This window comes from Streptomyces sp. NPDC031365 (assembly GCF_055569765.1).
Window position 1 is genome coordinate 1 of record NZ_JBVIIM010000050.1, and the last position, 22,554, is coordinate 22,554.

Sequence of the window (22,554 nt, forward strand, 5' to 3'; positions counted from 1 at the left end):
GCTCGCGGAAAACCACCCTGAACCAGCTACTCGCCGTGACCGAAGTCGTGGATGCCCAGCGAATACACGACACCTCAACATGCGAGCTCACCAGTATCAACCCCCAAAGCCCCGCCGTCTGCCGCACCCCCCGGCAGGGCCGCCCCTCACCTCTCCCCGGGCCGCACGGCAACCGCCGCCGCATCCGCCGCCCGGCGGGCCAGCAGCGTCGTGGACCGTCCGTCCAGGTACGGCAGTACCACCGCCTGCCCACCCCACCCCCGCAGCACCTCCGCCTCCGGCAGATCCTGCACGGAGTAGTCCCCGCCCTTCACCCACACATCCGGCCGCAACCGCTCCAGCACCGCCGCAGGGGTGTCCTCCTCGAACACCACCACCGCGTCCACACTCCCCAGTGCCGCCAGCACCCGCGCCCGGTCCGCAGCCGGATTGAGCGGCCGCCCCGCCCCCTTGCGCCGCGTGACGGAAGCGTCGGAGTTGAGACACACGATCAGGCAGTCACCGATCCGCCGAGCGCTCTCCAACAGCCCCACGTGCCCGGCGTGCACGAGATCGAAGCAGCCACCTGTGGCGACGACCGTCCCGCCGCGCACCCGCACACTCTCCGCCAGTGCGAAAGCGTCGGCCGCGTTGGCCGCCGGACCGCGGCCCGGCCCGGGGACCGCGGGCGTCTCCCACAGATCCGGATTCCCCGCCCCACCCGCCGCGACAAACGCGGCAGCCGCCGTGACCGCCCGCTGCAGTGCCTCCTCGGGCAGCAGCCCGTCGGCCAGCGCGGCGACGGTCGTGGCGGCGAAGCAGTCCCCCGCCCCGCAGGGATCCCCGTCGGCACGGAACGGCGCCGGGATCAGCATGGGCGTACCCCCACCCGGCCGGGTGAGCAGCACCCCGCGGTCACCGAGCGTGACGGCGACACCGGCCGCCCGCCAGTGTTCCGCCAGCGCCGCCCCCCGGGCGGCAAAGGCACCCAGCGACGGTCCCGGCACTTCCCGCATGCCGGCGCAGAACGCCACCGCCTCCGCCGCGCTGGGCGTCACGATCCGCGCCCCCGGCACCGGCGGGTCACCCTGGGGATGTGGGTCCCACACCAGGGGTGTGCGACGGGCCGCGTCCTCCAGGTGCCCGCGCACCGCCCCCGCGGTGTGCCGTCCGTAGTCGGCGACCAGCACCGCGTGCGCGCCCGCGAGCGCCTCGCACACCGCGTCGTCCGGCTCGCCGGGCGTTCCGCCGCCCCGGTCGATGCGCACCACGGGACGCCCGCCCGCCAGGACCCTCGTCTTCACCGGCAGGGTGCCGTGCAACGGCAGCTCCAGCAGCCGGACCCGACCGCTGAGCCCCCGGCGGACCGCCTCGCTGGCGGGGTCGTCCCCGAGGGCGGTCACCAGGACCATGTCCCGGCCGCCCCGGGCGGCGAGCGCGGCGGCCAGCCCCGCCCCGCCCGGATGCCTGCGGTCCCCGGTGACATCGACGACCGGGGCGGGAGCGTCCGGGGCCAGCCGGGTGGAGACTCCCTCGATGTCCTCGTCCAGCAGCACGTCTCCCACCACCACGACGGGTTTGAGCGTGGTCATGGCATCCTCCCGGGGACGGCCGCCGCACGCCGCGAGAGCGGCGTGGACACGGCTGCGTCGAACGACGCGCAGAGCAGGTGCACGGCGACGAGATGCGCCTCCTGGACGGTCGCGGTGCTGCCCGCCTCCACGCACAGCGTCTCGTGGGCGGCCTCCACCAGGGGGTTCGGTCCCGGACCGGTGAGCGCCCACACCCGCAGTCCGGTCTGCCGGGCCGCCACCGCCGCGGCGATCAGATTGGCGCTGCGCCCCGAGGTGGACAGCAGCATCAGGACATCACCGGGACGGCCGTGGGCGATCACCTGGCGGGCGTACACGTGGTCGAAGCCGTAGTCGTTGCCGATGGCGGTGACGCTGGAGGTCTCCGCGTGCAGGGCCAGCGCCGAATAGGCGCGCCGCTCCTGGCGGTACCGTCCGACCAGCTCGGCGGTCAGATGCTGGGCCTGGGCTGCACTGCCGCCGTTGCCGGCGGCCAGCAGCCGCCCCCCGTCGGTGAGGACGGAGGCGAGATGTCCGCCCCAGTCGGCGATCCGGGGCAGGCCGTTCAGACGGAGGCCGTCCAAGGCCTCCTGCAGCGACCGGCAGTGCAGGTGTGCGGCGTCGAGCGCGGGGTGTTCGGTCATCCTGTTTCGGGCGCGTCGCGTCGGTGAGGACGGCGGCGGGACCCGCACCTCCTTCCAACTTCGGACGTCGGCGGTCATCGGGACCGGCCCGTCAGCCGGTCCGGGTGGCGGCGGGCGCCGCGTCGAGGACCTCGCAGTACGCCGTCTCCGTGGCCGCGGCGATCCGCGGCCAGCCGTAGCGGCTGAGCACCCGGCGGCGGCCGGCCGCCCCGCACGCCGTGCGGGCCGCTGGATCGGCGAGCAGCGCGGCCACGGCGCGGGCCAGCGCCTCCGGGTCGCCGGGCGGCACCAGCCGGCCCGTTCCGGGATCCGCGACGGTGTCGAGCTGGCCGCCCACCGCGCTGGCCACCACCGGACGGCCGCAGGCCATGGCTTCCAGCGGGACGATCCCGAACGGCTCGTAGTCGGCGGGGCACAGCACCACGTCGGCGGAGCGCAGCAGCGACGGCACCCGGGCGGCGTCCACCCCGCCGGTGAAGCGGACCCGGTCGGCGACCCCGGCCTCCCGCGCGAGACCGCGCAGCCGGCACACCTCCGGGTCGGCATCGAGGTGACCCGGGGGCGGCCCCCCGACCACGACGAGCTCGGTCCCCGGCAGCCGGGCCAGCGCCGCCACCGAGACCGCGGCACCCTTGCGCGGCACCAGCCGGCCCAGCTGCACCAGCCGGTTCCGGAACGGCCCGCGCGGCGCGACCGGTCCCAGCGGAGTGAACCGGTCGGTGTCGACACCGCACGGCACGACGCCGATCCGGTCCGCCGGCACACCCATCCGGAGCAGCTCGGCGACCTCGTCCCGGCAGGTGGCGACGACACGGTCGCAGCCCAGTCCGACTTCGGTCTCGCAGCCGATCCGCTCCGGCGGGCTGGTGTCGGCGAGCCTCTGGTGCCGCCGCTTCACCGTGCCCAGCGCGTGATACGTGTGCAGCAGCGGCAGCCCCCGCTCCCGGGCCGCCCGCAGCGAGGCCACACCGGACATCCAGTAGTGCGAGTGCACCACGTCCGGGGTGTGCGCACGCCACACCCGGGCCAGGTGCTGCCCGAACTCCTCCATGTACGGCAGCAGCCGGTCCTTGGAAACCGGTTCCGGGGGGCCGGCCGGGACATGGTGCACCTCGACGCCTTCGCGCAGGGTCACCCGGCCGGGCAGGCCGGGCGCGTCACGGCGGGTGTGCACGACGACCCGGTGGCCGCGGTCGGCGAGCGCCCCGGCCAGGGCGGCGACATGGACGTTCTGCCCGCCGGCGTCCACCCCGCCGAGCGCGGCGAGAGGGCTGGCGTGCTCCGAGACCAGTGCGATGGACAGCACGCCCGGGGCGAGGCCGTCGCCGACGGGCGGGCCGGCAGGGAGCGGGCCGAGGATCGGGGTCATGAGCGCACCTCCGTGATCAGGCGTTCCCAGTCGTCCAGGAACCGCTTGAGCCCGTACCGTTCGAGCGCGGCCTGCCGCGCGCGTGCCCCGTCCGCGGCGGCCGCCCCGGGGTCCGCCAGATAGCGGCGGGCGGCCCGGGCGAGGACCTCGGGCCGGTTGGACACGGTGCCCGAACCGTCCGGCACCGCCTCCACCGCCTCGGTGGTGGCCAGCGCCAGCACCGGCATGCCCAGGTGCATCGCCTCCAGCAGGGACAGCCCGAGGGAGGTCCAGCGCACCGGGTGCAGATACATCCGGCGTTCGGCCATGGCCGCGTGCAGCTCGCGCTGCGGCAGGTCGGCGGTGCGGCACCGTTCCGGCGGCAGCCCCAGGTGGCCGGCCAGCCCGTCGGTGCGCATGCCGAACACGTCCAGCGGTACCGCCCCGGCGAACGCGGGCAGCAGATCCGTACCGGTGTACCGGCCGCGCCGCAGAGGCTCGTTGACGACGACGGCGGCACGCTCCAGCCGGCCCGTGTAGCGGTGGCCCGGGTCGACGATGCCGTGCTCGATCACCTCGGTGCGGGTGGTGCCGCAGTCCCAGAACAGCCGGTTGAAGTGCGTGACGTGCACGATCGTCAGATCGGCGCGGTCGGCGAACGGATGCCGGGTGTCCGGTACGTCACCGTCCGGGGCGTTGTGCTCCAGATACACGGCGGGTACGTCCCGGCCGGGGCGGCGGCCGCCGAGCCAGCGCTCGGCGAGCCCGAGTTCGTGCGGCCGCTGCAGGACGACCAGGTCGAACGGAGTCTCCCGCAGCTCTCGTGGTGCGGCCTCGCGCACCGACGCGGGCCAGGCGAAGGTCCGGGCACGTCCGAGCCCGTCGGGACCGCGGTCCGGGGTGACGGGGACGACGTAGGTGTGCGGGCCCTGGACGAACGCCGTCGTCCAGGATCCGTGTACATGCCACAACAGGATGTTCATACGGCGGCTCCTCGGTCCGTCCGTTCTCCCTCCGGCGGTGGGCGGGTCATGACGGCAGCCGTTCGCCGGCCGACGGCGGTTGCGCGGGCGCGGCGGCGCCGGCCCGCCCGGGGCGGGCCGGCGCCGTGCGGTGGCTCAGGTGGCCGCGCAGCCAGTGGAAGGCCGCGGCGGGCGGGATGATCGTGCTGGTGAGGACCATGGTGACCATCTCCTCCCGGGTACGCGGGCCCGGGAGGATCCGGGCGAGGGCGAACTCGGTGGTTCCGGCCAGCCATCCGCCGAGGCAGACCGCCGCGACCCGCTGCCGGCCGGACAGGGCGCAGGCCGCGGCCGCCAGGCCCGCCGCGGTCACCGCGAGATGCCCGGGCAGGCGTCCCCGCGGTGCCTCGGCCCGCTGCCACCAGTCGCGGCCGTGCCGCCGGGACATCAGCACGTCGTCGGCGTTGCCCGCCTGGAGCCGCACGGAGACCCAGCGCCCGGCCGGCCGTACCGGATGGGTGGTGGTGCGGCGGCCCTCGGCCAGCGTCCAGCCGGCGTCGAGCACCCGCAGCGCCAGGTCCGCGTCCTCCCGGAAGGCCCTGCGGAACCGTTCGTCGAAACCACCGGCGGCCTCCAGCACCCGGCGGCGGTACACCATGTCGGCGGTGATCCAGCGGGCGCCGGCGAGACCGGCGGTGTTGCGCTCCCAGTCGGTGGGTCTGCGGCCGGCCGGCAGCGGCACATGGATGCGGGCGGCGATCCCGGCGGTCGCGACGCTCGCCCCGGCGAGGTCGAGGGCCAGGTCGTCGGCCCAGGTGGGTCCGGGGACCACATCGTCGTCGAGGAACACGATCCACGGCACGTCCCCGGCCGCCCGCCACCCGGTGTTGCGGGCGGCGGCCGGCCCTCTCGCCCCGCCGGGCACGACGAGGGTGCGCGAGCGCAGCGACGGCGGAACGGCGGCGGTCAGGGGCGCGCCGACGGGGTCCGGGCGGTCGTCGACCACCACGACCCGGGCCGGGCCGGGCCCGTCCGCCTCGGCCAGTGCCCGCAGACAGCGGGCCAGGCAGGGTCGGCCGAGGGTCGGCACCACCACGGCGTACTCGCCGCTCGGAGCAGGGGACCCGGTCATCGCAGTACCTCGCCTTCGCTCTCGGCGGTGGAACGGAAGACATCACCGCGCCGGACCGCGTACGGGCCGATGGCCAGCAGGTCGACGGGGGAGGAACCGAAGCACTCCAGGGCGTCACGGGGATCGTCCACCATGGGCCGGCCCGCCGTGTTGAGACTGGTGTTGACGACCACGGGCAGCCCGGTCAGCCGCTCGAACTCGCTCAGCATGCCCGCCACCAGGGGTTCGTGCGCCGGGTCGACCGTCTGGACGCGGGCGGTGCCGTCGACGTGCACCACGGCGGGGATGCGCTCCCGCCAGGCGGGGGCCACTTCGTGCACGAACAGCATGTACGGACTGGGCAGCGGCCCGTCGAAGATCTCGGCGGCCCGGTCGGCGAGCACCATCGGCGCGACCGGCCGGAACTGCTCGCGTCCCTTGACGTCGTTCAGCCGCTCCAGATTGCCCGCATGCCCGGGGTGGGCGAGCAGCGAGCGGTGGCCGAGAGCCCGGGGCCCGTATTCGCTGCGTCCCTGGAACCAGGCGACGATGCCGTTGTCGGCCAGCGCCCCGGCCACGGTGGCGGCGATGTCCGCCGGCCGTTCGAAGGGCACGGCAGCCGTCTTCAGCCACGCCCCCAGCTCCGCGTCCGACCAGTCCCGGCCGAGGTCGGCGCCGGCCATGGGCTCCGGTTCGTCACCGGCCCCGGCGGACAGCAGCAGGGCGCCGCCGAGGGCGGTGCCCGCGTCACCCGCGGCGGGCTGCACCCACACCCGGGAGAACGGGCCCTCGCGGGCGATCCGGGAGTTGGCGACGCAGTTCAGGGCGACGCCGCCGGCCAGGGTGAGCACGGAGTCGTGGGTACGGCCGTGCAGCCAGCGCACCAGGTCCAGGAGGGTCTCCTCCAGCACGGCCTGCGCGCTGGCGGCGACGTCGGCGTGGTCCCGGGTCCACGGTTCGTCCGGACCGCGCGGCGCGCACAGTTCGTACCAGGGCACACCTGAGGCGTGGAAGCCGCCGTCGCCGGTCGGATACACATAACGGCGCAGTTCGGGCAGCATGCGCGGGATGCCGTGGGAGGCGAGGGCCATCACCTTGAACTCGTCGGAGGACCGCAGGAAGCCGAGGTGCTCGGTGAGTTCCTCGTAGACGAGGCCGAGCGAGTGCGGGAGGTCCTGGGCGCGCAGGGATTCGAGCCGGTCGCCCACCCGGCGGGCGGCGAGGTGCGAGGCGCGTTCGCCGCGGCCGTCCAGCACGAGCACGGAGCAGTTTCCGGAGTCGGGTGCGGCGAAGGCGCCGGAGGCGGCGTGCGCCATGTGGTGCGGTACGAAGCGGACGATCCCGGGGTCCAGACCCGGCAGCGCGCTCCGCAGGAAGCCGGGAGCCTCGCGCGCGTAGGTGAGCCGCAGGTGGTCCCACGGGTCGTCGAGCCCCATCGCGTCGGCGGGACGGGCGAGCGCCGGGTCGAAGGAGTAGGCGACCGCGTCGAGGTCCTGGGGGCGCAGCCCGGCGCGCTTCAGACACCAGGCGGCGGCCTTCTCCGGCAGCTCCCAGGCGGAGAACGGCAGCGGTCGCTTGCCGTGCTTGCGTCGGGAGAATCGTTCCTCCTCCGCGGCGGCGACGGTCCGTCCGTCGATCATCAGCGCGGCGGCGGGGTCGTGGAAGAGGGCGTTGATGCCGAGGATGCGCATGGCGGACGGCCTTTCGCGGGATCGGGCGCGGCCGGGGGAGCCGCGTCTCCTGGACGGGAACGGCCGTGCTCAGTGACCGGCCTCGGCGCGGAACCAGGCGATCGTGCGGCGCAGCCCCTCCTCGGCGCCCACCCGGGGCTCCCAGCCGAGCTTGTCGCGGGCCAGCGTGATGTCGGGGCAGCGCACGGCCGGATCGTCCGCCGGGCGTTCGATGTAGCGGACATCGGAGGTGGAACCGGCGAGTGCGACCACCAGCCGGGCCAGGTCCAGCATGGTGATCTCACTTGGATTGCCGATGTTGACGGGCCCGCGCATACCGTGTGCGGCCGCCGCGAGGATCCCGGCCACCGTGTCGTCGATGTAGCACAGCGAACGGGTCTGGCGGCCGTCACCGGTCACGGTGAGCGGCTCGCCGGCCAGGGCCTGCCGGACGAAGGTCGGCACGGCGCGGCCGTCGTGGCCGCGCATCCGCGGACCGTAGGTGTTGAACAGCCGCACGATGCAGGCGTCGGTGCCGTGGGTGTCCGCGTGGGCGGTGGTCAGCGCCTCCCCGAAGCGCTTGGCCTCGTCGTAGACACTGCGGGGGCCGACCGGGTTGACGTTGCCCCAGTAGCGCTCGTCCTGCGGGTTCTGCCGCGGGTCCCCGTACACCTCCGAGGTGGAGGCCAGTACGAAGCGGGCCTCGGAGTCCTGGGCGAGCCGCAGGGCGTTGCGGGTGCCGAGACTGCCGGCCTCCATGGTGTGCAGCGGCAGCCGCAGATAGTCCGAAGGGGAGGCGGGCGAGGCGAAGTGCAGGACGAGGTCGGGCCGCCGGTCGACCGGCAGTTCCTTGGCCACGTTCGCCCGTACCAGAGTGAACCCGGGCCGGTCGAGCAGCGGGATGACGTTCTCCGTACGGCCGGTGCTGAAGTCGTCCACGCAGGTGACGGCGGCGCCCGCGTCGAGCAGGGCGGTGCACAGGTGGGAGCCGACGAATCCCGCACCGCCGGTGACGACGGCGTGCTCCCAGTTCCGGGATATGACGGTGCTCATGCTCGCTCAGCCCTTCGTCGGAGGCGTCGGTGTCCGGGCCGACACGGTGCGGCCGGCACCTGGACCGAGGCCGTCGACCTCCCGGCCAGCCTGAGCCGCCGCCCCGCTCCCGGCACGGTCGCCTACTGCAATCCGGTGAATGACGGAGCGTGAGTACGACACGGCATGCTCCGTTCCCGCAGGTCGGGGAGAGGGCGGAGCGGTGAGGGCGGAGGGGAGGACGTCGTGCCCGGGAATGCGGCCGGACTCCCGCCGTGGGGCGGGCGGCCCGGGGCGGGCCCCTGCGAGGGATCAGGCCACGAGGGTGGTGTCCGGCCCCAGGCGGGTGAGGAGGGACGCCCGGTGGAGGGCGGCCACCGGGGAGACCAGGTCCGGATGGCGCAGGAGCGCCGCGGAGCGTCGGTCGGTCTCGTCGGGGGTGAGCAGGCGGCGGAACCCGGCCGGTGCGTCCCCGCCGAGGGACCCGACCGCGAGGCAGGCCAGTTCCGGGTCGGCGAGCAGGCAGAGGGCCCAACTGGCCACGACCTCGTCGACCCAGGTCCGCCAGGCGTACGCCTCTCCCGCCTCCTCCGCGTCCGCGCCGGTGACCCGGTCGAGCCGCGCCGAACCACCCGGGCCCGCCAGGCCGACCAGGGCCGCGTCCATCGCCGTCGGGTACCGGAGCCGGGCCGCGAGCGTCACCGCCTGCCGTGCCTGCGCCTCGCACAGGGCGGAGGCCAGTGCCCCGCCGGACGCGGGGAAGGCACGCGTCAGCCACTGCGCGGTGGCCGCGATGACCGGTGAGAGATCTGCATGCACTGCCGGGCCGTCCAACCGTCGGGTGAGGGGGACCGGGCGGAACGGTAGCCGCCCGTCCGCCCCTCCCGGCGTGACCCGCGCCTCCTTTGTGACGTGGCCTCGGCCACACCCGTACGGGTGCCCTCCCCGGGCCGGGCGTGTCCCGGGGAGCCCGGCGGCCATGGACGTACTCAGACGCCCCACGATCGACCGCACCCCGCCCCTGCCGGCCGAGGGCTGCGCCTGGTTGCCCGACCGGATGCGCGACGCCACCGGCCCGGTGGTCCGTTAGCGGATCCTGGGCCGTCCCGCACTCGCCTGCGCGGGCCCGAGGCGGTGCGGTTCCGCTACGGCCAGCAGAACGTGCACCGGCACCGCGCCATCCCCGAATCCGTGCTCGGCCACACCCTGGCCGCCGCGACCGGCACCCCGTGGCCCGATCTGATCGCCAGTCAGCTGTCGCGGCCCTCGGACTCCGCACCCGCCGGGTCCGCGGCCCACGGCCGCCACCGGCGCCGTACCGGTCGGACCGTCAGAGCCGCTGCCACAGCGCCGGGGTGCCGGCGGGCGCCCACACGCCCTGCGCCTGGTGGGTCTGCAGGCACCGGTACGTCACACCGTCGCGGGTCACCGTCGTCCCCGCCTCGTAGACCCGGCCCGCCGTCCACGCCTGCGCGCCGCCCTCCTGCTCGTCCGGCGTCGTCGGGGCGGCGGCGGTGGTCAGCGTGAGCCCGAAGTCGCTCAGGATCGCGTTGACCGGCTGGTAGAACGTCGTGCCGCCGCCGGTGCAGTCACCGGAACCGCCGGAGGTGACGCCCTGCGCCTGCGCCCCCGTGACGTACGAGCCGCCGGAGTCGCCCGGCTCGGCGCAGACCGTCGTCCGGGTCAGCCCGTCGACCGTGCCCTCGGCGTAGCTGACGCTCGTGTCGTGCTGCTCGACGGTCCCGCAGTGCCATCCGGTGGTCGAGCCCGAGCGGCACACCGACGCGCCGACGAGTGCCTGCGCCGAACCGGTGACCTGCACCTCCTGACCGTCCTGCGCCTTCACGTCGGGGGTGGGCGTCCACTGCTCGTTGGCGGCCACCCACGCCATGTCCCTGCCGGGGAACGTGGAGGCCACGAAGGCGCCCTGCGCGGTGCGGTCGTACCCGGTGGTCGTCGCGCCGGGCTTTCCGCAGTGCCCGGCGGTGACGAAGCCCGCCTGCTCGCCCTTGGTGACGGAGAAGCCGACGGAGCAGCGCGCGGAGTCGTTGACGTAGAAGGCGTCACCGCCGGTGATGTCCTGCATCAGCCGCGGCCGTACCGTCGTCATACGGACGCCCACGTCCTCCCCTTCGAGCCCCGCGGCCTTGATGAACGCGGTGCCGGCCGCCTGGCTGGTCGCCTGCACCATGATCCGGTTCTTCTCCACGTCGACGTACCAGACGGGTGTGTCCAGGGTCTTGACGCGGGTGGCCGCCGTGTCCAGCCGCTTCTTGGCCGCCCGTAGTTCGGCCAGTGTCCGCCCGACCACCTTGGCCGTGGCGCCCTCGGCTCCAATGGCCGCCACGTCCTTGGTGTCGGTGGTCGCGACCGTGAGCTCGTCGGACGTGTCGCCGCGCACCCAGGCACCGGCGAACCGCTCGCCCAGGGCGATGCGCAGCCGGCCCGCGCGGGTACCCGCCTCCGCCTCGTTGACCAGCCGCTCGGAGGCCTGCTGCGAGTTCAGGCCCAGGTCACGCTGGAGGGCGCTGAGCAGGTGGGGCGACGGTCGGTCCGCGCCGAGGGTCTGGGCCGCGCCGGGGACCGGCCCCGCCGCGGGCGTGGTGTCGGCCGCCGCGACGGAGGGGAGTCCGGCGAGGACGAGCGCGCCGAGTGCCGTGAGGGCCGAACGGCGCACCGTACGGACATGACTGGGGACCATTCGGTACGTCTCCTTCGATGAGGGCGGCGAAGCTGCCGAGGAGACTTAGGCCTTTCCCGGTGCGCCCGACGCGATGTCGGGACACGCCGGAGTTAGTGCTTTGGTGACACGGACGGACGCCATGTGCAGTACGGAGGCGCGAGGACGGACACCCGGACGGGTCAGACGGGCGTCAGGCCGGGCGCGCCGGCCTCCGTGACGAAGGACGCGGCCGTCGAGACGGGAGCGCCCACTGTCGTCACGACCGGGACGACCCGGAAGTCGGCGCGGGCGTTCTCCCGGCCCAGCTCCACGCGTACATAGCCGCGCCGGCCGTCGTAGAACCTCAGGTGCGGATTGGCCCGCATGTAGGTGTCCCAGTTGGCCGGGTGTTCCGCCCCGTTCATGCCGCTGGCGACGGACGTGCAGGTCAGTTCCGTACCCAGGGTGGGGGAGTCGGCGTCGTCGAAGTCGTCCTTGATGTCGAAGGCGTACGCGACATGGACGTCGCCGGTGAGGACCAGCCAGTTGTCGACGCCGGCCGCCTTCGCGCCCGCGACGAGCCGGCCGCGGTTCGCTCGGTAGCCGTCCCAGGCGTCCATCGACATCCTGGACTCGGCGCCCAGGTCCATCTTGCGCTGCGAGAAGGTGACCTGCTGCGGCATCACGTTCCACAGCGCGGTGGAGGCCGCCCACCCGTCGATCAGCCACCGCTCCTGGGCGTCGCCGGTGAGGCTGCGCGCGGGGTCGTCCGACTCCGGTCCGGGGACGTGCGGGGTGTCGCCGTAGGTCTGGTCGGATCGGTACTGACGGGTGTCGAGGATGTCGAACTGGGCGAGTGTGCCCCAGCGCAGGCGCCGGAACAGCTGGGCGTCGGGGCCCTCGGCAACGGCTGGTTCTCCCAGTAGGCGCGGTAGGCGGCGGCCCTGCGGGTCAGGAACTGGGCCGGGTCGCTGCCGTTCTCGTCGGTGCCGGCCGCGTAGTTGTTCTCGGTCTCGTGGTCGTCCCAGGTGACGACGAACGGATGCGCGGCGTGCACGGCGCGCAGGTCGGGGTCGCTCTTGTAGAGCGCGTACCGCATCCGGTAGTCCGCCAGCGTCGTCGTCTCGCGGTTGAACACGGCCGGTAGCACGGTATCGGTGTAGTTGCGGGCCCCGCCCGCGGAGTCGACGGCGTATTCGTACAGGTAGTCGCCGAGGTGGAACACCACGTCGACGTCCTCCTGCGCGAGATGACCGTGCGCGGTGTAGTAGCCGTGGTGGTAGGCCTGGCAGGCGACCGCGGCCAGCTTCAGGCTCGCGGTGTCCACGTCGGCCGGGGGAGCGGTACGGGTACGGCCGACGGGGCTGATCCAGGAACCCGTGCGGAACCGGTAGTAGTAGTGGCTGCCCGGTTCCAGGCCCTTCACGTCGATGTGCACGCTGTGTGCGTACTCGGGATGCGCGAGGGCGGTGCCCCGCCGCATGACCAGGACGAAGGACTCGTCGAGGGCCACTTCCCAGGAGACCTCCACCCGCTGCTGCCCGAGGCCCCCGTCCGGTTCGAAGGGGGCCGGGGCGAGCCGGGTCCAGATGAGCACCGAGTCGGGCAGCGGGTCCCCCGAGGCGATCCCGAGCGTGAAGGGGTCCTCGGTGATCCGGGCCGCGTCGAGCCGGGGCGAGGCGAAGGCGCCGCGCGCGGGCAGATGGGTGGTGAAGGCGAGGGCGGCCGCCGCGGCGGTGACGGTCAGGAAGCGACGGCGGGTCAGATGCCGTGCGGCGGTCCGCAGTTCGGCGTCGTGCGGGGTGAAGGGGAGCGCGGACGATGGTCCGGGACGGCCCGACAGCGCCATCTGGGGTCCTCTCCTACGGGGTCGGGCGGATCGAATCGGCGGGCGCGGGCCGGGGGCGGGCGGGGATCGGGCGCGGGCGGGCGAGCGCGGTCCGCGCGCCGGGCCGGTGGGTCCCGGGTGGGTGTGAGCCACGGGGCGCGGAGCCTGCATGGTAAGCAGACAAAATGCGCAATGGGGGCGTGTCTTGCGGAGTGTTCACACGAGAGGCGTACGGGCGTCCCGGGCCGGGACGCCAAGAAGTGCGCCGCCGGTGCGTACCGGCGGCGCTGGAGCGGAAGGCGGAGTCAGGCGGTCGTCGCCCCGGCGTCGACGCGTTCGCGCACCGGCAGGTGGTAGACGTGGAAGGCGCGGCCGATGACCGGCTGGGCGACATTGCGCACCCTCACCCCGCCCGTGGTCATGCCGTGCTCGGTGCCGGCGTGCGCGTGCCCGTGCACGGCGAGGTCCGCGCCGGCCGTGTCGATCGCCTCGGCCAGCAGGTAGCTGCCCAGGAACGGATAGATCTCCAGCGGCTCCCCGGCCAGGGTCTCCGGCACGGGGGAGTAGTGGGTGAGCGCGATCCGGACGTCGCAGCCCTCGTCGGCCAACCGTTCCAGCGAAGCCCGCAGGCTGTTGGCGCACCGCCGGGAGACCCGGACGAACTCCTTCATCACCGGCTCGCCGAACTCCCCGGCGCTGGCCCCGACGAACCCGCCGCCGAAGCCCTTGGTGCCGGCCACTCCGACCCGCGTGTCCCCGACCCCGACGACCGTCGACTCTCCCTCCAGGACGTCGGCCCCGGCGTCCCGCAGAAGGGCCGTGACCTCGTTCTGCCGGTCGTCGTGGTGGTCGTGGTTGCCGAGCACCGCGACAACGGGGACGCCGAGGCCCCGGATCTCGTCGGCCACCACGCGCGCCTCCTCGGCGGTGCCGTGCCGGGTGAGGTCCCCGGCCAGCAGCAGGAGGTCGGCGCAGTCGGGCAGGGTGTCGAACGCGGGACGGAGCACGCCCCGGGTCTCGGGACTCATGTGGATGTCCCCGACGGCGGCGATCCTGATCATGACAGCTCCTCCGCGTGGTCGGGGGAGGAGGGCTCACTGACCACGATGTCGCAGTGCACCTCGAGTCCCGCGAGTTCCTCCCGCACCGTGCTCAGGACCTCCTCGCGGCAATGGGCCGAGGGAACGGTCCCGGTGACCAGTACGGTCTCGCCGCGCACCTCGGTCCGCACGCCGAGTTCGCCGAGTTCGCCGGAGGCGAGCCGGTCCTGGAGGTGGGCGACGCGGTACTCCGGGCCCCGCGCGGCGTGTGCGCCGGCTGCGGAACCGGCGTCATGGGTGCTCATGAGCATTCCTTCCGCGGACGTTCAGATGACGTTCAGTCGTTCGAGGAGGAAGAAGAAGGCCGCGGGCATCGGCTCGTCCCCGCTCTCACGCCGTACCCGGTCCCAGTCGACCTTCTCGCGCAGGGCGCGCGCGATGGGCAGGACCGCCCCGAAGTCGCAGTGGTGCTCGGAGAAGGCGGCCACCAGGCCGGACAGCAGATCGGTGGGCGCCAGGACCGGCATGCGCACCGACTCCACCGGGAGCTCCTGCGCCCGCTGGAGCATCTCCGTGGAGACGGGCCGGTGCGCCAGCTCGAAGATGATGTCCACGTCCTGGCCGAAACAAGTGGCCTTGATCAGCCAGTCCTCGGGCGGGGTGTAGACCGTCAGCCCGGCCTCCCGGAGTGTGGTGGCCACGGCCTCGGCGTCCTCCGGACGGACGCAGAAGTCGACATCGTGCTGGAGGTTCCCGCTGCCGCCGTGGGCATGGACGGCGACACTGCCGGCCAGCGCGAAGAGATGTCCGCCCCGCTTCAGCACCGCACCGACCTGCTTGGCCGCCTCCAGGATGGCCTGATTGCGGTCGCGGGGCAGCTCCGGGCCGTCGTCCTCCACCTGGAGCGGCGCCTCGCCCCGCACGTCGAGCGGCGGCGCCACCCCCGGGGCGTGGGAGGCCAGACGGAGGTCCGGGGCCGCCGGGCGACGGGCGAGCGTGGTGTCCTCGCCGTTCTCCGTCATCACCGCTCCCTTCGCCGGCCGGTCCATACGGCCGCTGTGCCCGGCTCCCCCGCCCGGGACAGCCCTGTGTGCGTGCACCTAGTACCCGGCGTGCCCGTTCCGACACGGACGCGCGTGCGAAAGGCGAGCGGTCGCGGACGGTGAGGGGAACCGGCTCGGGCGTACTGGGAAAGCGCTCTGGTCGGTAACGGTCGAATATGGAACAAAAGGCAGGGAAACCGACGGGTGCCCCCTGAGGGACGCACTGGTGGAGGTCGACATGGAGCAGGACACGTCTCGTTCACCGGAGCTTCCGCAGCCGCTGCGGGCCGTCGCCTCAGGACTGCGGTATCTGCCGGGTGCGGAGCGGGTGGGCAGGGCGGCGGGAGGAGCCCTGGACACGATCGGCGCGGTGTCCCCGCGCGGGCGCCGGATGGCCGTCTACGCCGGGGCGGGGGTGCTCGGGGCGGCCGGACTGGTCGAGTGGCCGGTGGCGCTGACCGGCGCGGCCGTCGCCTGGCTCACCCGGCCGCGCCCCGCACGGCGGACCGACGGCGAGATGGCCGGCACGGACGGCCGACGGCCGGACACACCGGACCGGGACCGCCCGCGCGCCGGCCGTGACACCGCCCCCGAGCCGCCCGCGGGCCCCGGCGACCGGCTTCCCCCGGCCGTCCGCCCGGACGGCCGGGGGGACGGCCCGGTGCACGAAGAACCCGCCAAGGTGGGCGACACCGCCACCGCCGCGGGCCTGAAGCAGGTGGCCGCGGCCACCACGCACCGCGGATCGCCCGTCACCCCCGCGCCGCCGCGCGACGTCCGGCACCGCTGAGCCACGATCACGGGACCCCTCAGATGCTGACATTCTTCGACGTCGCCCCTCTCGCCGGTGCCGTGGCGGGAGCCGCCGCCGGCGCCGCCCGCGGCACCGCGCAGGGCGTGACGACCGTTCACGACACGACGCGCCGCCTGAGCCATGTCGCCCGGGGTGCCCTCGGCGGAGGCCGGCACTGGCGGGCCGGCCACCGCGTCCACCTCGCCCTGCACAGCCCGGACGGCACCGTCGCACCGCTCGCCCGCAGGGCCGCCGCCGAACTCCTGGCCCATCCGGACGTCCTGACCGCGTACTGGGACGAGGGACTGTCCCGGCTCGTCGTGACCGCCGTGACGGACGCGGCCGGCGACCGCGTCACCGAGCACGCCATCGCGCTTGCCGCCCGCCTCGGACTGACCGAGGACGCGGGCCCCGAGGAGGAGACCGGGACGGCCCACCCCGGCGATCCCCGCGACGTACGGGTCGCCGCCGCCGCGCTGCTGCTGGACGCCGCCGGGGCGGCCGGTGCCCTGGCGGGCCGGTCACTCGGCCTGCCCCGCAGCCCCAAGGCGGTCGCCGCCGCCGTCACCCTGCTGCGCGAGAACCCCCGCTGCCGCGCCGTGTTGCGGCAGCGGTTCGGCGGGAGCGGTATGGAACTCCTCCTCGCCGCCGCCAACGCCGCCGCGCACGGCGCCGGACAGTCCCCCGTGTCACTCGTCCTCGACGGACTCCTGCGCACCGGCCAGCTCACCGAGGCGGCGGCCCGGGCCGCCGCCTTCGAGGCCCTGCACGACGATGTCTGCCTCGAACGGCGCACCAGCATCCCCTGCCCCGCCGGCATCCGGCCACCCCTGCGCGTGACCCCCGCCCAGGCCTACGCGGCCCACGCCGGCACGGGGAGCGTCGCGGGCGCCGCCGCCACCCTCCTCGTCACGCACAACGCCGCGGAGGCGGCCGAAGCGGTCCTCGCCGGATCCCCCAAGGCGGCGCGCTACGGCCCCGCGGCCTTCGGCGCGCTCCTCGGCGCCCGTCTCGCCCGGTCCGGTGTCCTGGTCCGCAACGGGAGGCGACTGTGGCAGCTGGAGATCGCCGACTCCCTCGTCCTGCACGTCGACGCCCTGCGCGGCCACGCGCCGCCCGTCGACGGCGCCGCGTTCCACGACCCCGTCGACCCCCGCGCCGAGGCCGTTCTCGACGCGGCCCGCCGGGCGGGGCTGCACGTCGTGATCACCGGCGGCTCCGATCTGAAGGACATCACCCGCCTCGCCGACGAGGTCGCCCCCGTCGGCCTGCCGTTCGGCGACGTCGTGCGGGCGCTGCAGAACGACGGGCACATCGTGGTGAGCGTCGCACGCGTGGACGCGCGCGGAGACGACGACGTGGCGGACGGGCTGCCCGCCGGAGACGTGGCGATCGCCCTCACCGACGCCCGCTCGGCGATCACCTGGGGCGCCGACGCCCTCGCCCCCGGCGGACTGGCGGACGTCTGGCGGCTGCTCACGGCGATTCCCGCGGCCCGCCGGGTCGGCCGCCGTTCGCAGACCCTGGCCCGTGCGGGTGCCGCCCTGTCCGGGCTCATGGTGGCCCGCGGCGGAACCCCCGGCGGCCGGCTCTGGCAGCGGCTCACCCGGCACGCCCCGGTGAACATCGCCGCGACGGCCGCCCTGCTCACCGGCTGGACCGAGGCCGTGCGCGTGGTCCGCGCCGCACCGCCCGAGCCCCGCCTGCACGTCCCCTGGCACGCCCTGGAACCGCACCAGGCGCGGGATCTGCTGCGCGACACCCGCGCCGAATCCGAACCCGAAGGGCTCGACCTGCTCACCGGCCGCGTCCGGCAGCGGGCGGCGCGGCTCGCCGGTACGCCCGCCCTCGCCCCCGCCCGCTGGACCTGGCAGGCGGCCGGTGCCGTCCGCCGCGAACTCGACGACCCGCTCACCCCCGTCCTGGCCACCGGGGCGGTGGCCTCGGCACTGCTCGGCTCGCTCGTCGACGCGCTGCTCGTGGTCGGCGCCATGGACATCAACGCGGTGGCGGGCGGGCTCCAGCGGCTGCGCGCCGAACGGGCGCTGTCCCGGCTGGCCGCCCGGCAGCAGCCCAAGGCACGCAGACGGGACAGCCGCCGCCGCATGGTCACCGTGGACGCCGCCCGGCTGCGGCCCGGGGACCGGATCACCCTCGGCGCCGGTGACGTCGTACCGGCGGACGCGCGGTTGCTGGAGGAGGACGGTCTCGAAGTCGACGAGTCGTCGCTCACCGGCGAGTCGCTGCCCGTGACCAAGTCCCCCGAGCCGACCCCCGGCGCACCGGTGCCCCAGCGGACCTGCATGGTGTTCGAGGGCACCACCGTGGTCGCCGGCCGGGCCGACGCGCTCGTGGTGGACACCGGCGACCGCACCGAGGCGGGCCGTGCCGTCGCCCTGGCCGCCCGCACTCCGCCGCCCGCCGGGGTCCAGGCACGTCTGCAGGAACTGACGCGCAAGGCCCTGCCCGTCACCCTCACCGGCGGTGCGCTGGTGACCGGACTGTCCCTGCTGCGTGGCAGCCCCGTCAGGCGGGCCGTCAGCGGAGGGGTCGCCGTGGCCGTCGCCGCCGTCCCCGAAGGCCTGCCGCTCGTCGCGACCGTCGCCCAGATGGCCGCCGCCCGCCGGCTGTCCCGGCGTGGCGTCCTGGTCCGCACCCCGCGCACCCTCGAAGCGCTCGGCAGGGTCGACACCGTCTGCTTCGACAAGACCGGAACCCTCACGGAGAACCGCCTCCGTCTGGTCCGGGTGGCCACCGCCGACGGCACCGTCCTCGTCCCGGACGACGCCGACGCCGTGCCGGTCGTCCGGCTGGCCGCGCGCGCCTGCCCGCAGGAAGAGACGGCCGAAGGGCGGCGGGTCGCGCACGCCACCGACGAGGCGGTCCTCGACGCCGCACCGCCCGGCGACACCTGGACCGCCGAGGGAGAACTGGCCTTCGAGGCAAGCCGCGGCTACGCGGCGGCGGTCGGCCGCGAGAGCGGCACGGACACCGGCCGGCTCCTCATCGTCAAGGGCGCCCCCGAAACGGTGCTTCCCGCCTGCCGGGACCTCCCCGACGAGGCGGCCGGAACGGCCCACACCCTCGCGGGGCAGGGGCTGCGCGTCCTTGCCGTCGCCCGCCGCCCGTGCCGTGGACCCGACGCGGACGCCGAACTCGACGCGGCGCTCGGCGGCCTGGAGTTCGCCGGACTGGTCGCCCTGGCGGACGTTCCGCGCGAGACCTCGCAGGAACTGCTCACCGAACTGCGCCGGGCCGGCATCCTGCCCGTCATGCTCACCGGCGACCATCCGGAGACCGCCCGCGCCATCGCCCTGCAACTGGGCTGGCCGCAGGACACCTCTGTGGTCACCGGGGACGAACTCGTCGCCATGGGCCGCAGCGACCGGGTGCGCGCCCTGCACGGCGCCGGGGTCGTCGCCCGGGTCGCACCCGAACAGAAGCTCCATGTCGTGGAGGCACTGCAGAAGGCCGGCCGGGTGGTGGCGATGGCCGGCGACGGTGCCAACGACGCCGCTGCCATCCGCGCCGCCGACGTGGGCGTCGCCATCGAGTCCCGCGGCTCCGCCGCCGCCCGCAACGCCGCCGACATCGTGCTCACCACAGGCGACCTGTCCGTCCTGGTCGACGCCGTCGGCGAAGGCCGCGCGCTGTGGCGCAGCGTCGCCGACGCGGTGAGCATCCTCATCGGCGGCAACGCCGGCGAGGTCGGCTTCAGCGTGCTGGGTACTCTGCTCGCCGGGTCCTCACCGCTGTCGACCCGTCAGCTGCTCCTGGTCAACCTGCTCACCGACATGTTCCCCGCCATGGCGGTGGCGGTGACGCCCAGCGACGACCCGTCGACGGCTGCGCACGCCGCGACCGGTCCGATGGGCCTGGACGTTCTCGGCGCACCCCTGCTGCGTTCCATCCGGCGACGGGGCGTGACCACCTGCCTCGGCGCGGTCACGGCCTATCTCTTCGGCCGCCTCACCCCCGGCACCGAACGGCGCTCCACCACGATGGCCCTGTGCGGAGTGGTCGGCGCCCAGCTGGTGCAGACCCTCTCCGGACGCCGACACAGCACTCTGGTGTGGGTGACGGCCCTGGGCTCCGCCGCGGTGCTCGCCGCTCTCGTCCAGACGCCCGGCGTCAGCCACTTCTTCGGCTGCACCCCGCTCGGCCCCGTCGCCTGGCTCGGCATCGCCCTGGCCATCGGCCTGTCGGCGTTCGCCCCGCGTCTGGAACGCCTCGAAGCGGTACGGCACCTGTACGACCTCGCCTCCCGCCTCGTCCCGCGCCTCAGCGACTCGGCCCGCAGGACCCGCAACCTGCTGCACACCGGCATCGCCCGGCCGGTGGCGTAACGGGACCGTGACGGACGGCGGACGCGGACCGATGCCGTGCCCGCGGGCGAGCTGACAGGAAGGGGCGCGGGGCTGTGCCGATGTGCCGCCGCGTGGGCGCGGACAGAGGTCCGGGGCGGAGCCCCCGGGGACGGGAAGGGGCGCCGAGGGCGGGAAAGGGACCGGGCGCCCGGGGACGGGAAGGGGCGCCGAGGGGCGGGAAAGGGACCGGGCGCCCGGGCAGCCACCGTCGGGAGGTGTGCCACCACGGGCGGGAGGAGGAAACACCCGGCACGGGTGGCCGGCCCCTCCCGGCGAGTTGCCGCCGGGAGGTGGCGCGCAGTACCTCGGCGGCAGGGGACCCCCAATGGCGCGTGTGCGACAGGAACAGGGCCGGTACGCGCAAGGGGCGGGGCAGGGGCCACCGCCCGGCCCGAGCGGATCCGCCGTCCTGCGTCCAGACTGGAAGTGCAGGGGCGGTCCCGGCACCCACCCGGGCCCCGCCGACGCAGGCGGGCGCGGGCGCGTCCGGTGGTGCCGCGGCCCGCCGCAGAGCGAGAAGGGTGAGGATCGGTATGAAGGGCTACGTCTTCCACGGCCCCGGGCAGTCCGCCTGGGAAGAGGTTCCCGACCCGGAGATCAAGGAACCCGGCGACGCGATCGTGCGTGTCGACGCCGTCACCATCTGCGGGACGGACCTGCACATCCTCAAGGGCGACGTGCCCGCGGTCCGCCCCGGCACCGTCCTCGGTCACGAGGCGGTCGGCGAGATCGTCGAGACCGGCGGCGACGTCCGCACCGTCCGCCCGGGGGACCGGGTCCTGATCTCCTGCATCTCCGCCTGCGGGCGCTGCGGCTACTGCCGCGAGGGCATGTACGGCCAGTGCCGGGGCGGCGGAGGCTGGATCCTCGGCCACCTCGTCGACGGCACCCAGGCCGAGTACGTCCGGGTCCCGTACGCCGATCTCTCGGTGTACCCGCTGCCCGGCGCCGTCGCGAACGAGGACGCCGTGCTGCTCGCCGACATCTTCCCGACCGGCTACGAGGTGGGCGTGCTCAACGGGCGGGTCCGCCCCGGTGACACGGTCGCCGTGGTCGGTGCGGGGCCCGTCGGGCTCGCCGCGATCGCCACCGCCCGGCTGTTCGCGCCGGAGCGCATCGTCGCCGTGGACCTGGCCGCCTCCCGGCTGCAGGCGGCCAAGGAGTTCGGTGCCGATGCCGTGGCCGACGCGAGCGAGGGACCCGAGCAGCTGATCGGGGACCTCACCGGCGAGCTCGGCGCGGACGTGGTCATCGAGGCGGTGGGTGTTCCGGAGACGTTCGAACTGTGCGCCCGCATGGTGCGCCCCGGCGGCCACCTCGCCAACGTCGGGGTGCACGGCGCGCCTGCCACCCTGCACCTCGAGGACCTGTGGATCAAGAACGTCACCATCACCACCGGACTCGTCGACACCCACTCCACCCCCGCTCTGCTGCGGATGGCGGCTGCCGGCCGGCTGCCCACACGCCAACTGGTCACCCACACCTTCCCGCTCGACCACATGCAGGAGGCGTACGACGTCTTCGGCAACGCCGCCGAGACCGGGGCGCTCAAGGTCGTGCTGGGCGTGCCGCAGCACGAAGTGGTCCCCGTCCGCCCGACGGTTTGACGGGCCCGGACCCGGCCGCCGCCGTGCCGGGGAACGGGCCGTTCGGCCCCGTGCCGGACCGGGGTCCGAGGGTCCACCCTGGAGAGGTGGCGCCGTTCCGGCACCCGCGTGAGGAGGTGACCTCCCATGGCGAGGACGCGTGCTGCGAGGCCACACAGGGTGCGGCTGTGGCGGTGGCGGAGGAATCCGCTGCGCCGCCGCAGCGATCTCGTCGAGGCGTGGCTGCTGCTCGCCACCCTCGTCCTCGCCCTGCTGATCGGGACGTTCACCGGCGTCGCGGCGGCCGGCGTCGTGGACGGGGCGATCGAGGACCGCCGCGAGAGCACCCGTACGGTGCCGGCCGTACTCGTGGAGGACGCCGCCCACGCGCTGCCCGCGTCCGTGGCGGAGGACGGGGACGGCGGTGTCTGGGCCAGGGTGCGGTGGACCGCCCCGGACGGCACCAGCCGCACGGGCCGGACGGAGGTCGACGCGAGGGCGAAGGCGGGGGCCGCGGTCACCGTGTGGAACGACCCCGCGGGCCGGCTCGCCGCCGCGCCGCCCAAGGGCGCGGACGCGCGCTTCCAGATCGTCATGGCCGGCCTCACGGTCGCCGTCGCCACCGGGGGACTGGTCCTGGCCGGCGGATGGCTCGTCCGCTCCCGGCTGCAGTGGCGGCGGCTGGCCGAATGGGAGACGGAGTGGCGGCAGGTCGAACCGTCGTGGCGGAAGCGGATGACGGGCTGAACGCCGGGCGGTGACGTGTGCACTGCACCGGTCGAAGCTTATGACCTGCTGAATTGCAAAATTTCGCAATTGCCTACATGCTTGTACTCGCCATCCAGTCGCGAGTGAAGTCGAGGGCCCGTGTCCGTACCGCTGTCGCAGACCGGAGTCCGGTCCCGGATCACGTCACTG

16 protein-coding genes and 1 pseudogene are annotated in these 22,554 nt (G+C 74.7%); 4 read left to right on the forward strand and 13 right to left on the reverse strand.

The window, feature by feature from the left end; genetic code table 11:
• Positions 1–146: 146 nt before the first annotated feature.
• The 13 genes and pseudogenes from rfaE2 to ACZ5C2_RS37335 all read right to left on the reverse strand — a co-directional run bounded on the left by rfaE2 (position 147) and on the right by ACZ5C2_RS37335 (position 14,869).
• Complete coding sequence (gene rfaE2 / locus ACZ5C2_RS37275) at positions 147–1,571, reverse strand: D-glycero-beta-D-manno-heptose 1-phosphate adenylyltransferase (protein ID WP_468801202.1); 1,425 nt, start codon at positions 1,569–1,571, stop codon at positions 147–149.
• Positions 1,568–2,194: a D-sedoheptulose-7-phosphate isomerase gene (locus tag ACZ5C2_RS37280; RefSeq protein ID WP_468801204.1), complete on the reverse strand. Its 627-nt coding sequence runs from the start codon at positions 2,192–2,194 to the stop codon at positions 1,568–1,570. The genes rfaE2 and ACZ5C2_RS37280 overlap by 4 nt, the downstream gene beginning before the upstream one ends.
• Before the next feature lie 91 nt (positions 2,195–2,285).
• A complete protein-coding gene (locus ACZ5C2_RS37285; RefSeq protein ID WP_468801205.1) occupies positions 2,286–3,563 on the reverse strand; it encodes a glycosyltransferase in 1,278 nt (425 codons plus the stop codon).
• On the reverse strand, positions 3,560–4,525 hold the full coding sequence (locus ACZ5C2_RS37290) for a glycosyltransferase (RefSeq protein ID WP_468801207.1): 966 nt from the start codon (positions 4,523–4,525) through the stop codon (positions 3,560–3,562). The genes ACZ5C2_RS37285 and ACZ5C2_RS37290 overlap by 4 nt, the downstream gene beginning before the upstream one ends.
• Positions 4,526–4,571: 46 nt before the next feature.
• The gene (locus ACZ5C2_RS37295; protein ID WP_468801208.1) at positions 4,572–5,636 is read right to left on the reverse strand and encodes a glycosyltransferase family 2 protein; all 1,065 of its coding nucleotides are present in this window, start codon (positions 5,634–5,636) and stop codon (positions 4,572–4,574) included.
• Positions 5,633–7,306 carry a carbamoyltransferase family protein gene (locus tag ACZ5C2_RS37300; protein ID WP_468801210.1) on the reverse strand — a complete coding sequence of 558 codons (1,674 nt, stop codon included), beginning with the start codon at positions 7,304–7,306 and terminating at the stop codon, positions 5,633–5,635. Before ACZ5C2_RS37300 ends, ACZ5C2_RS37295 begins: the two co-directional genes overlap by 4 nt.
• 69 nt (positions 7,307–7,375) lie before the next feature.
• Positions 7,376–8,338, reverse strand: coding sequence for an NAD-dependent epimerase/dehydratase family protein (locus tag ACZ5C2_RS37305; protein WP_468801212.1), 963 nt, complete (start codon positions 8,336–8,338; stop codon positions 7,376–7,378).
• A 291-nt stretch (positions 8,339–8,629) separates the two neighbouring features.
• Complete coding sequence (locus ACZ5C2_RS37310) at positions 8,630–9,136, reverse strand: hypothetical protein (RefSeq protein WP_468801214.1); 507 nt, start codon at positions 9,134–9,136, stop codon at positions 8,630–8,632.
• A gap of 511 nt (positions 9,137–9,647) precedes the next feature.
• Entirely contained in the window at positions 9,648–11,018 is a 1,371-nt protein-coding gene (locus ACZ5C2_RS37315) for an alpha-lytic protease prodomain-containing protein (RefSeq protein ID WP_468801216.1), read from the reverse strand.
• Positions 11,019–11,179: 161 nt separating this feature from the next.
• Positions 11,180–12,828 (reverse strand): annotated as a pseudogene (locus ACZ5C2_RS37320) (alkaline phosphatase D family protein).
• Between the two features lie 284 nt (positions 12,829–13,112).
• A complete protein-coding gene (locus ACZ5C2_RS37325) occupies positions 13,113–13,868 on the reverse strand; it encodes a metallophosphoesterase family protein (protein WP_468801218.1) in 756 nt (251 codons plus the stop codon).
• A complete protein-coding gene (locus tag ACZ5C2_RS37330) occupies positions 13,865–14,152 on the reverse strand; it encodes a hypothetical protein (RefSeq protein WP_468801219.1) in 288 nt (95 codons plus the stop codon). Before ACZ5C2_RS37330 ends, ACZ5C2_RS37325 begins: the two co-directional genes overlap by 4 nt.
• A 21-nt stretch (positions 14,153–14,173) precedes the next feature.
• Positions 14,174–14,869, reverse strand: coding sequence for a nucleotidyltransferase family protein (locus ACZ5C2_RS37335; RefSeq protein WP_468801221.1), 696 nt, complete (start codon positions 14,867–14,869; stop codon positions 14,174–14,176).
• A 259-nt stretch (positions 14,870–15,128) separates the two neighbouring features.
• Between ACZ5C2_RS37335 and ACZ5C2_RS37340 the strand changes: the two genes are divergently transcribed.
• The 4 genes from ACZ5C2_RS37340 to ACZ5C2_RS37355 all read left to right on the forward strand — a co-directional run bounded on the left by ACZ5C2_RS37340 (position 15,129) and on the right by ACZ5C2_RS37355 (position 22,383).
• The gene (locus ACZ5C2_RS37340; RefSeq protein ID WP_468801222.1) at positions 15,129–15,680 is read left to right on the forward strand and encodes a hypothetical protein; all 552 of its coding nucleotides are present in this window, start codon (positions 15,129–15,131) and stop codon (positions 15,678–15,680) included.
• A gap of 23 nt (positions 15,681–15,703) precedes the next feature.
• Entirely contained in the window at positions 15,704–20,029 is a 4,326-nt protein-coding gene (locus tag ACZ5C2_RS37345) for an HAD-IC family P-type ATPase (protein ID WP_468801224.1), read from the forward strand.
• A gap of 554 nt (positions 20,030–20,583) precedes the next feature.
• Entirely contained in the window at positions 20,584–21,657 is a 1,074-nt protein-coding gene (locus ACZ5C2_RS37350; RefSeq protein ID WP_468801226.1) for a zinc-dependent alcohol dehydrogenase family protein, read from the forward strand.
• Positions 21,658–21,783: 126 nt separating this feature from the next.
• Entirely contained in the window at positions 21,784–22,383 is a 600-nt protein-coding gene (locus tag ACZ5C2_RS37355) for an Rv1733c family protein (protein ID WP_468801228.1), read from the forward strand.
• Positions 22,384–22,554 lie beyond the last annotated feature (171 nt).

Excerpts from the sequence above, each read along its gene's own strand:
- rfaE2 (WP_468801202.1), bottom strand. The coding sequence starts at position 1,571 with ATGACCACGCTCAAACCCGTCGTGGTGGTGGGAGACGTGCTGCTGGAC.
- ACZ5C2_RS37280 (WP_468801204.1), bottom strand. The coding sequence starts at position 2,194 with ATGACCGAACACCCCGCGCTCGACGCCGCACACCTGCACTGCCGGTCG.
- ACZ5C2_RS37285 (WP_468801205.1), bottom strand. The coding sequence starts at position 3,563 with ATGACCCCGATCCTCGGCCCGCTCCCTGCCGGCCCGCCCGTCGGCGAC.
- ACZ5C2_RS37290 (WP_468801207.1), bottom strand. The coding sequence starts at position 4,525 with ATGAACATCCTGTTGTGGCATGTACACGGATCCTGGACGACGGCGTTC.
- ACZ5C2_RS37295 (WP_468801208.1), bottom strand. The coding sequence starts at position 5,636 with ATGACCGGGTCCCCTGCTCCGAGCGGCGAGTACGCCGTGGTGGTGCCG.
- ACZ5C2_RS37300 (WP_468801210.1), bottom strand. The coding sequence starts at position 7,306 with ATGCGCATCCTCGGCATCAACGCCCTCTTCCACGACCCCGCCGCCGCG.
- ACZ5C2_RS37305 (WP_468801212.1), bottom strand. The coding sequence starts at position 8,338 with ATGAGCACCGTCATATCCCGGAACTGGGAGCACGCCGTCGTCACCGGC.
- ACZ5C2_RS37315 (WP_468801216.1), bottom strand. The coding sequence starts at position 11,018 with ATGGTCCCCAGTCATGTCCGTACGGTGCGCCGTTCGGCCCTCACGGCA.
- ACZ5C2_RS37325 (WP_468801218.1), bottom strand. The coding sequence starts at position 13,868 with ATGATCAGGATCGCCGCCGTCGGGGACATCCACATGAGTCCCGAGACC.
- ACZ5C2_RS37330 (WP_468801219.1), bottom strand. The coding sequence starts at position 14,152 with ATGAGCACCCATGACGCCGGTTCCGCAGCCGGCGCACACGCCGCGCGG.
- ACZ5C2_RS37335 (WP_468801221.1), bottom strand. The coding sequence starts at position 14,869 with ATGACGGAGAACGGCGAGGACACCACGCTCGCCCGTCGCCCGGCGGCC.
- ACZ5C2_RS37340 (WP_468801222.1), top strand. The coding sequence starts at position 15,129 with ATGGAGCAGGACACGTCTCGTTCACCGGAGCTTCCGCAGCCGCTGCGG.
- ACZ5C2_RS37345 (WP_468801224.1), top strand. The coding sequence starts at position 15,704 with ATGCTGACATTCTTCGACGTCGCCCCTCTCGCCGGTGCCGTGGCGGGA.
- ACZ5C2_RS37350 (WP_468801226.1), top strand. The coding sequence starts at position 20,584 with ATGAAGGGCTACGTCTTCCACGGCCCCGGGCAGTCCGCCTGGGAAGAG.
- ACZ5C2_RS37355 (WP_468801228.1), top strand. The coding sequence starts at position 21,784 with ATGGCGAGGACGCGTGCTGCGAGGCCACACAGGGTGCGGCTGTGGCGG.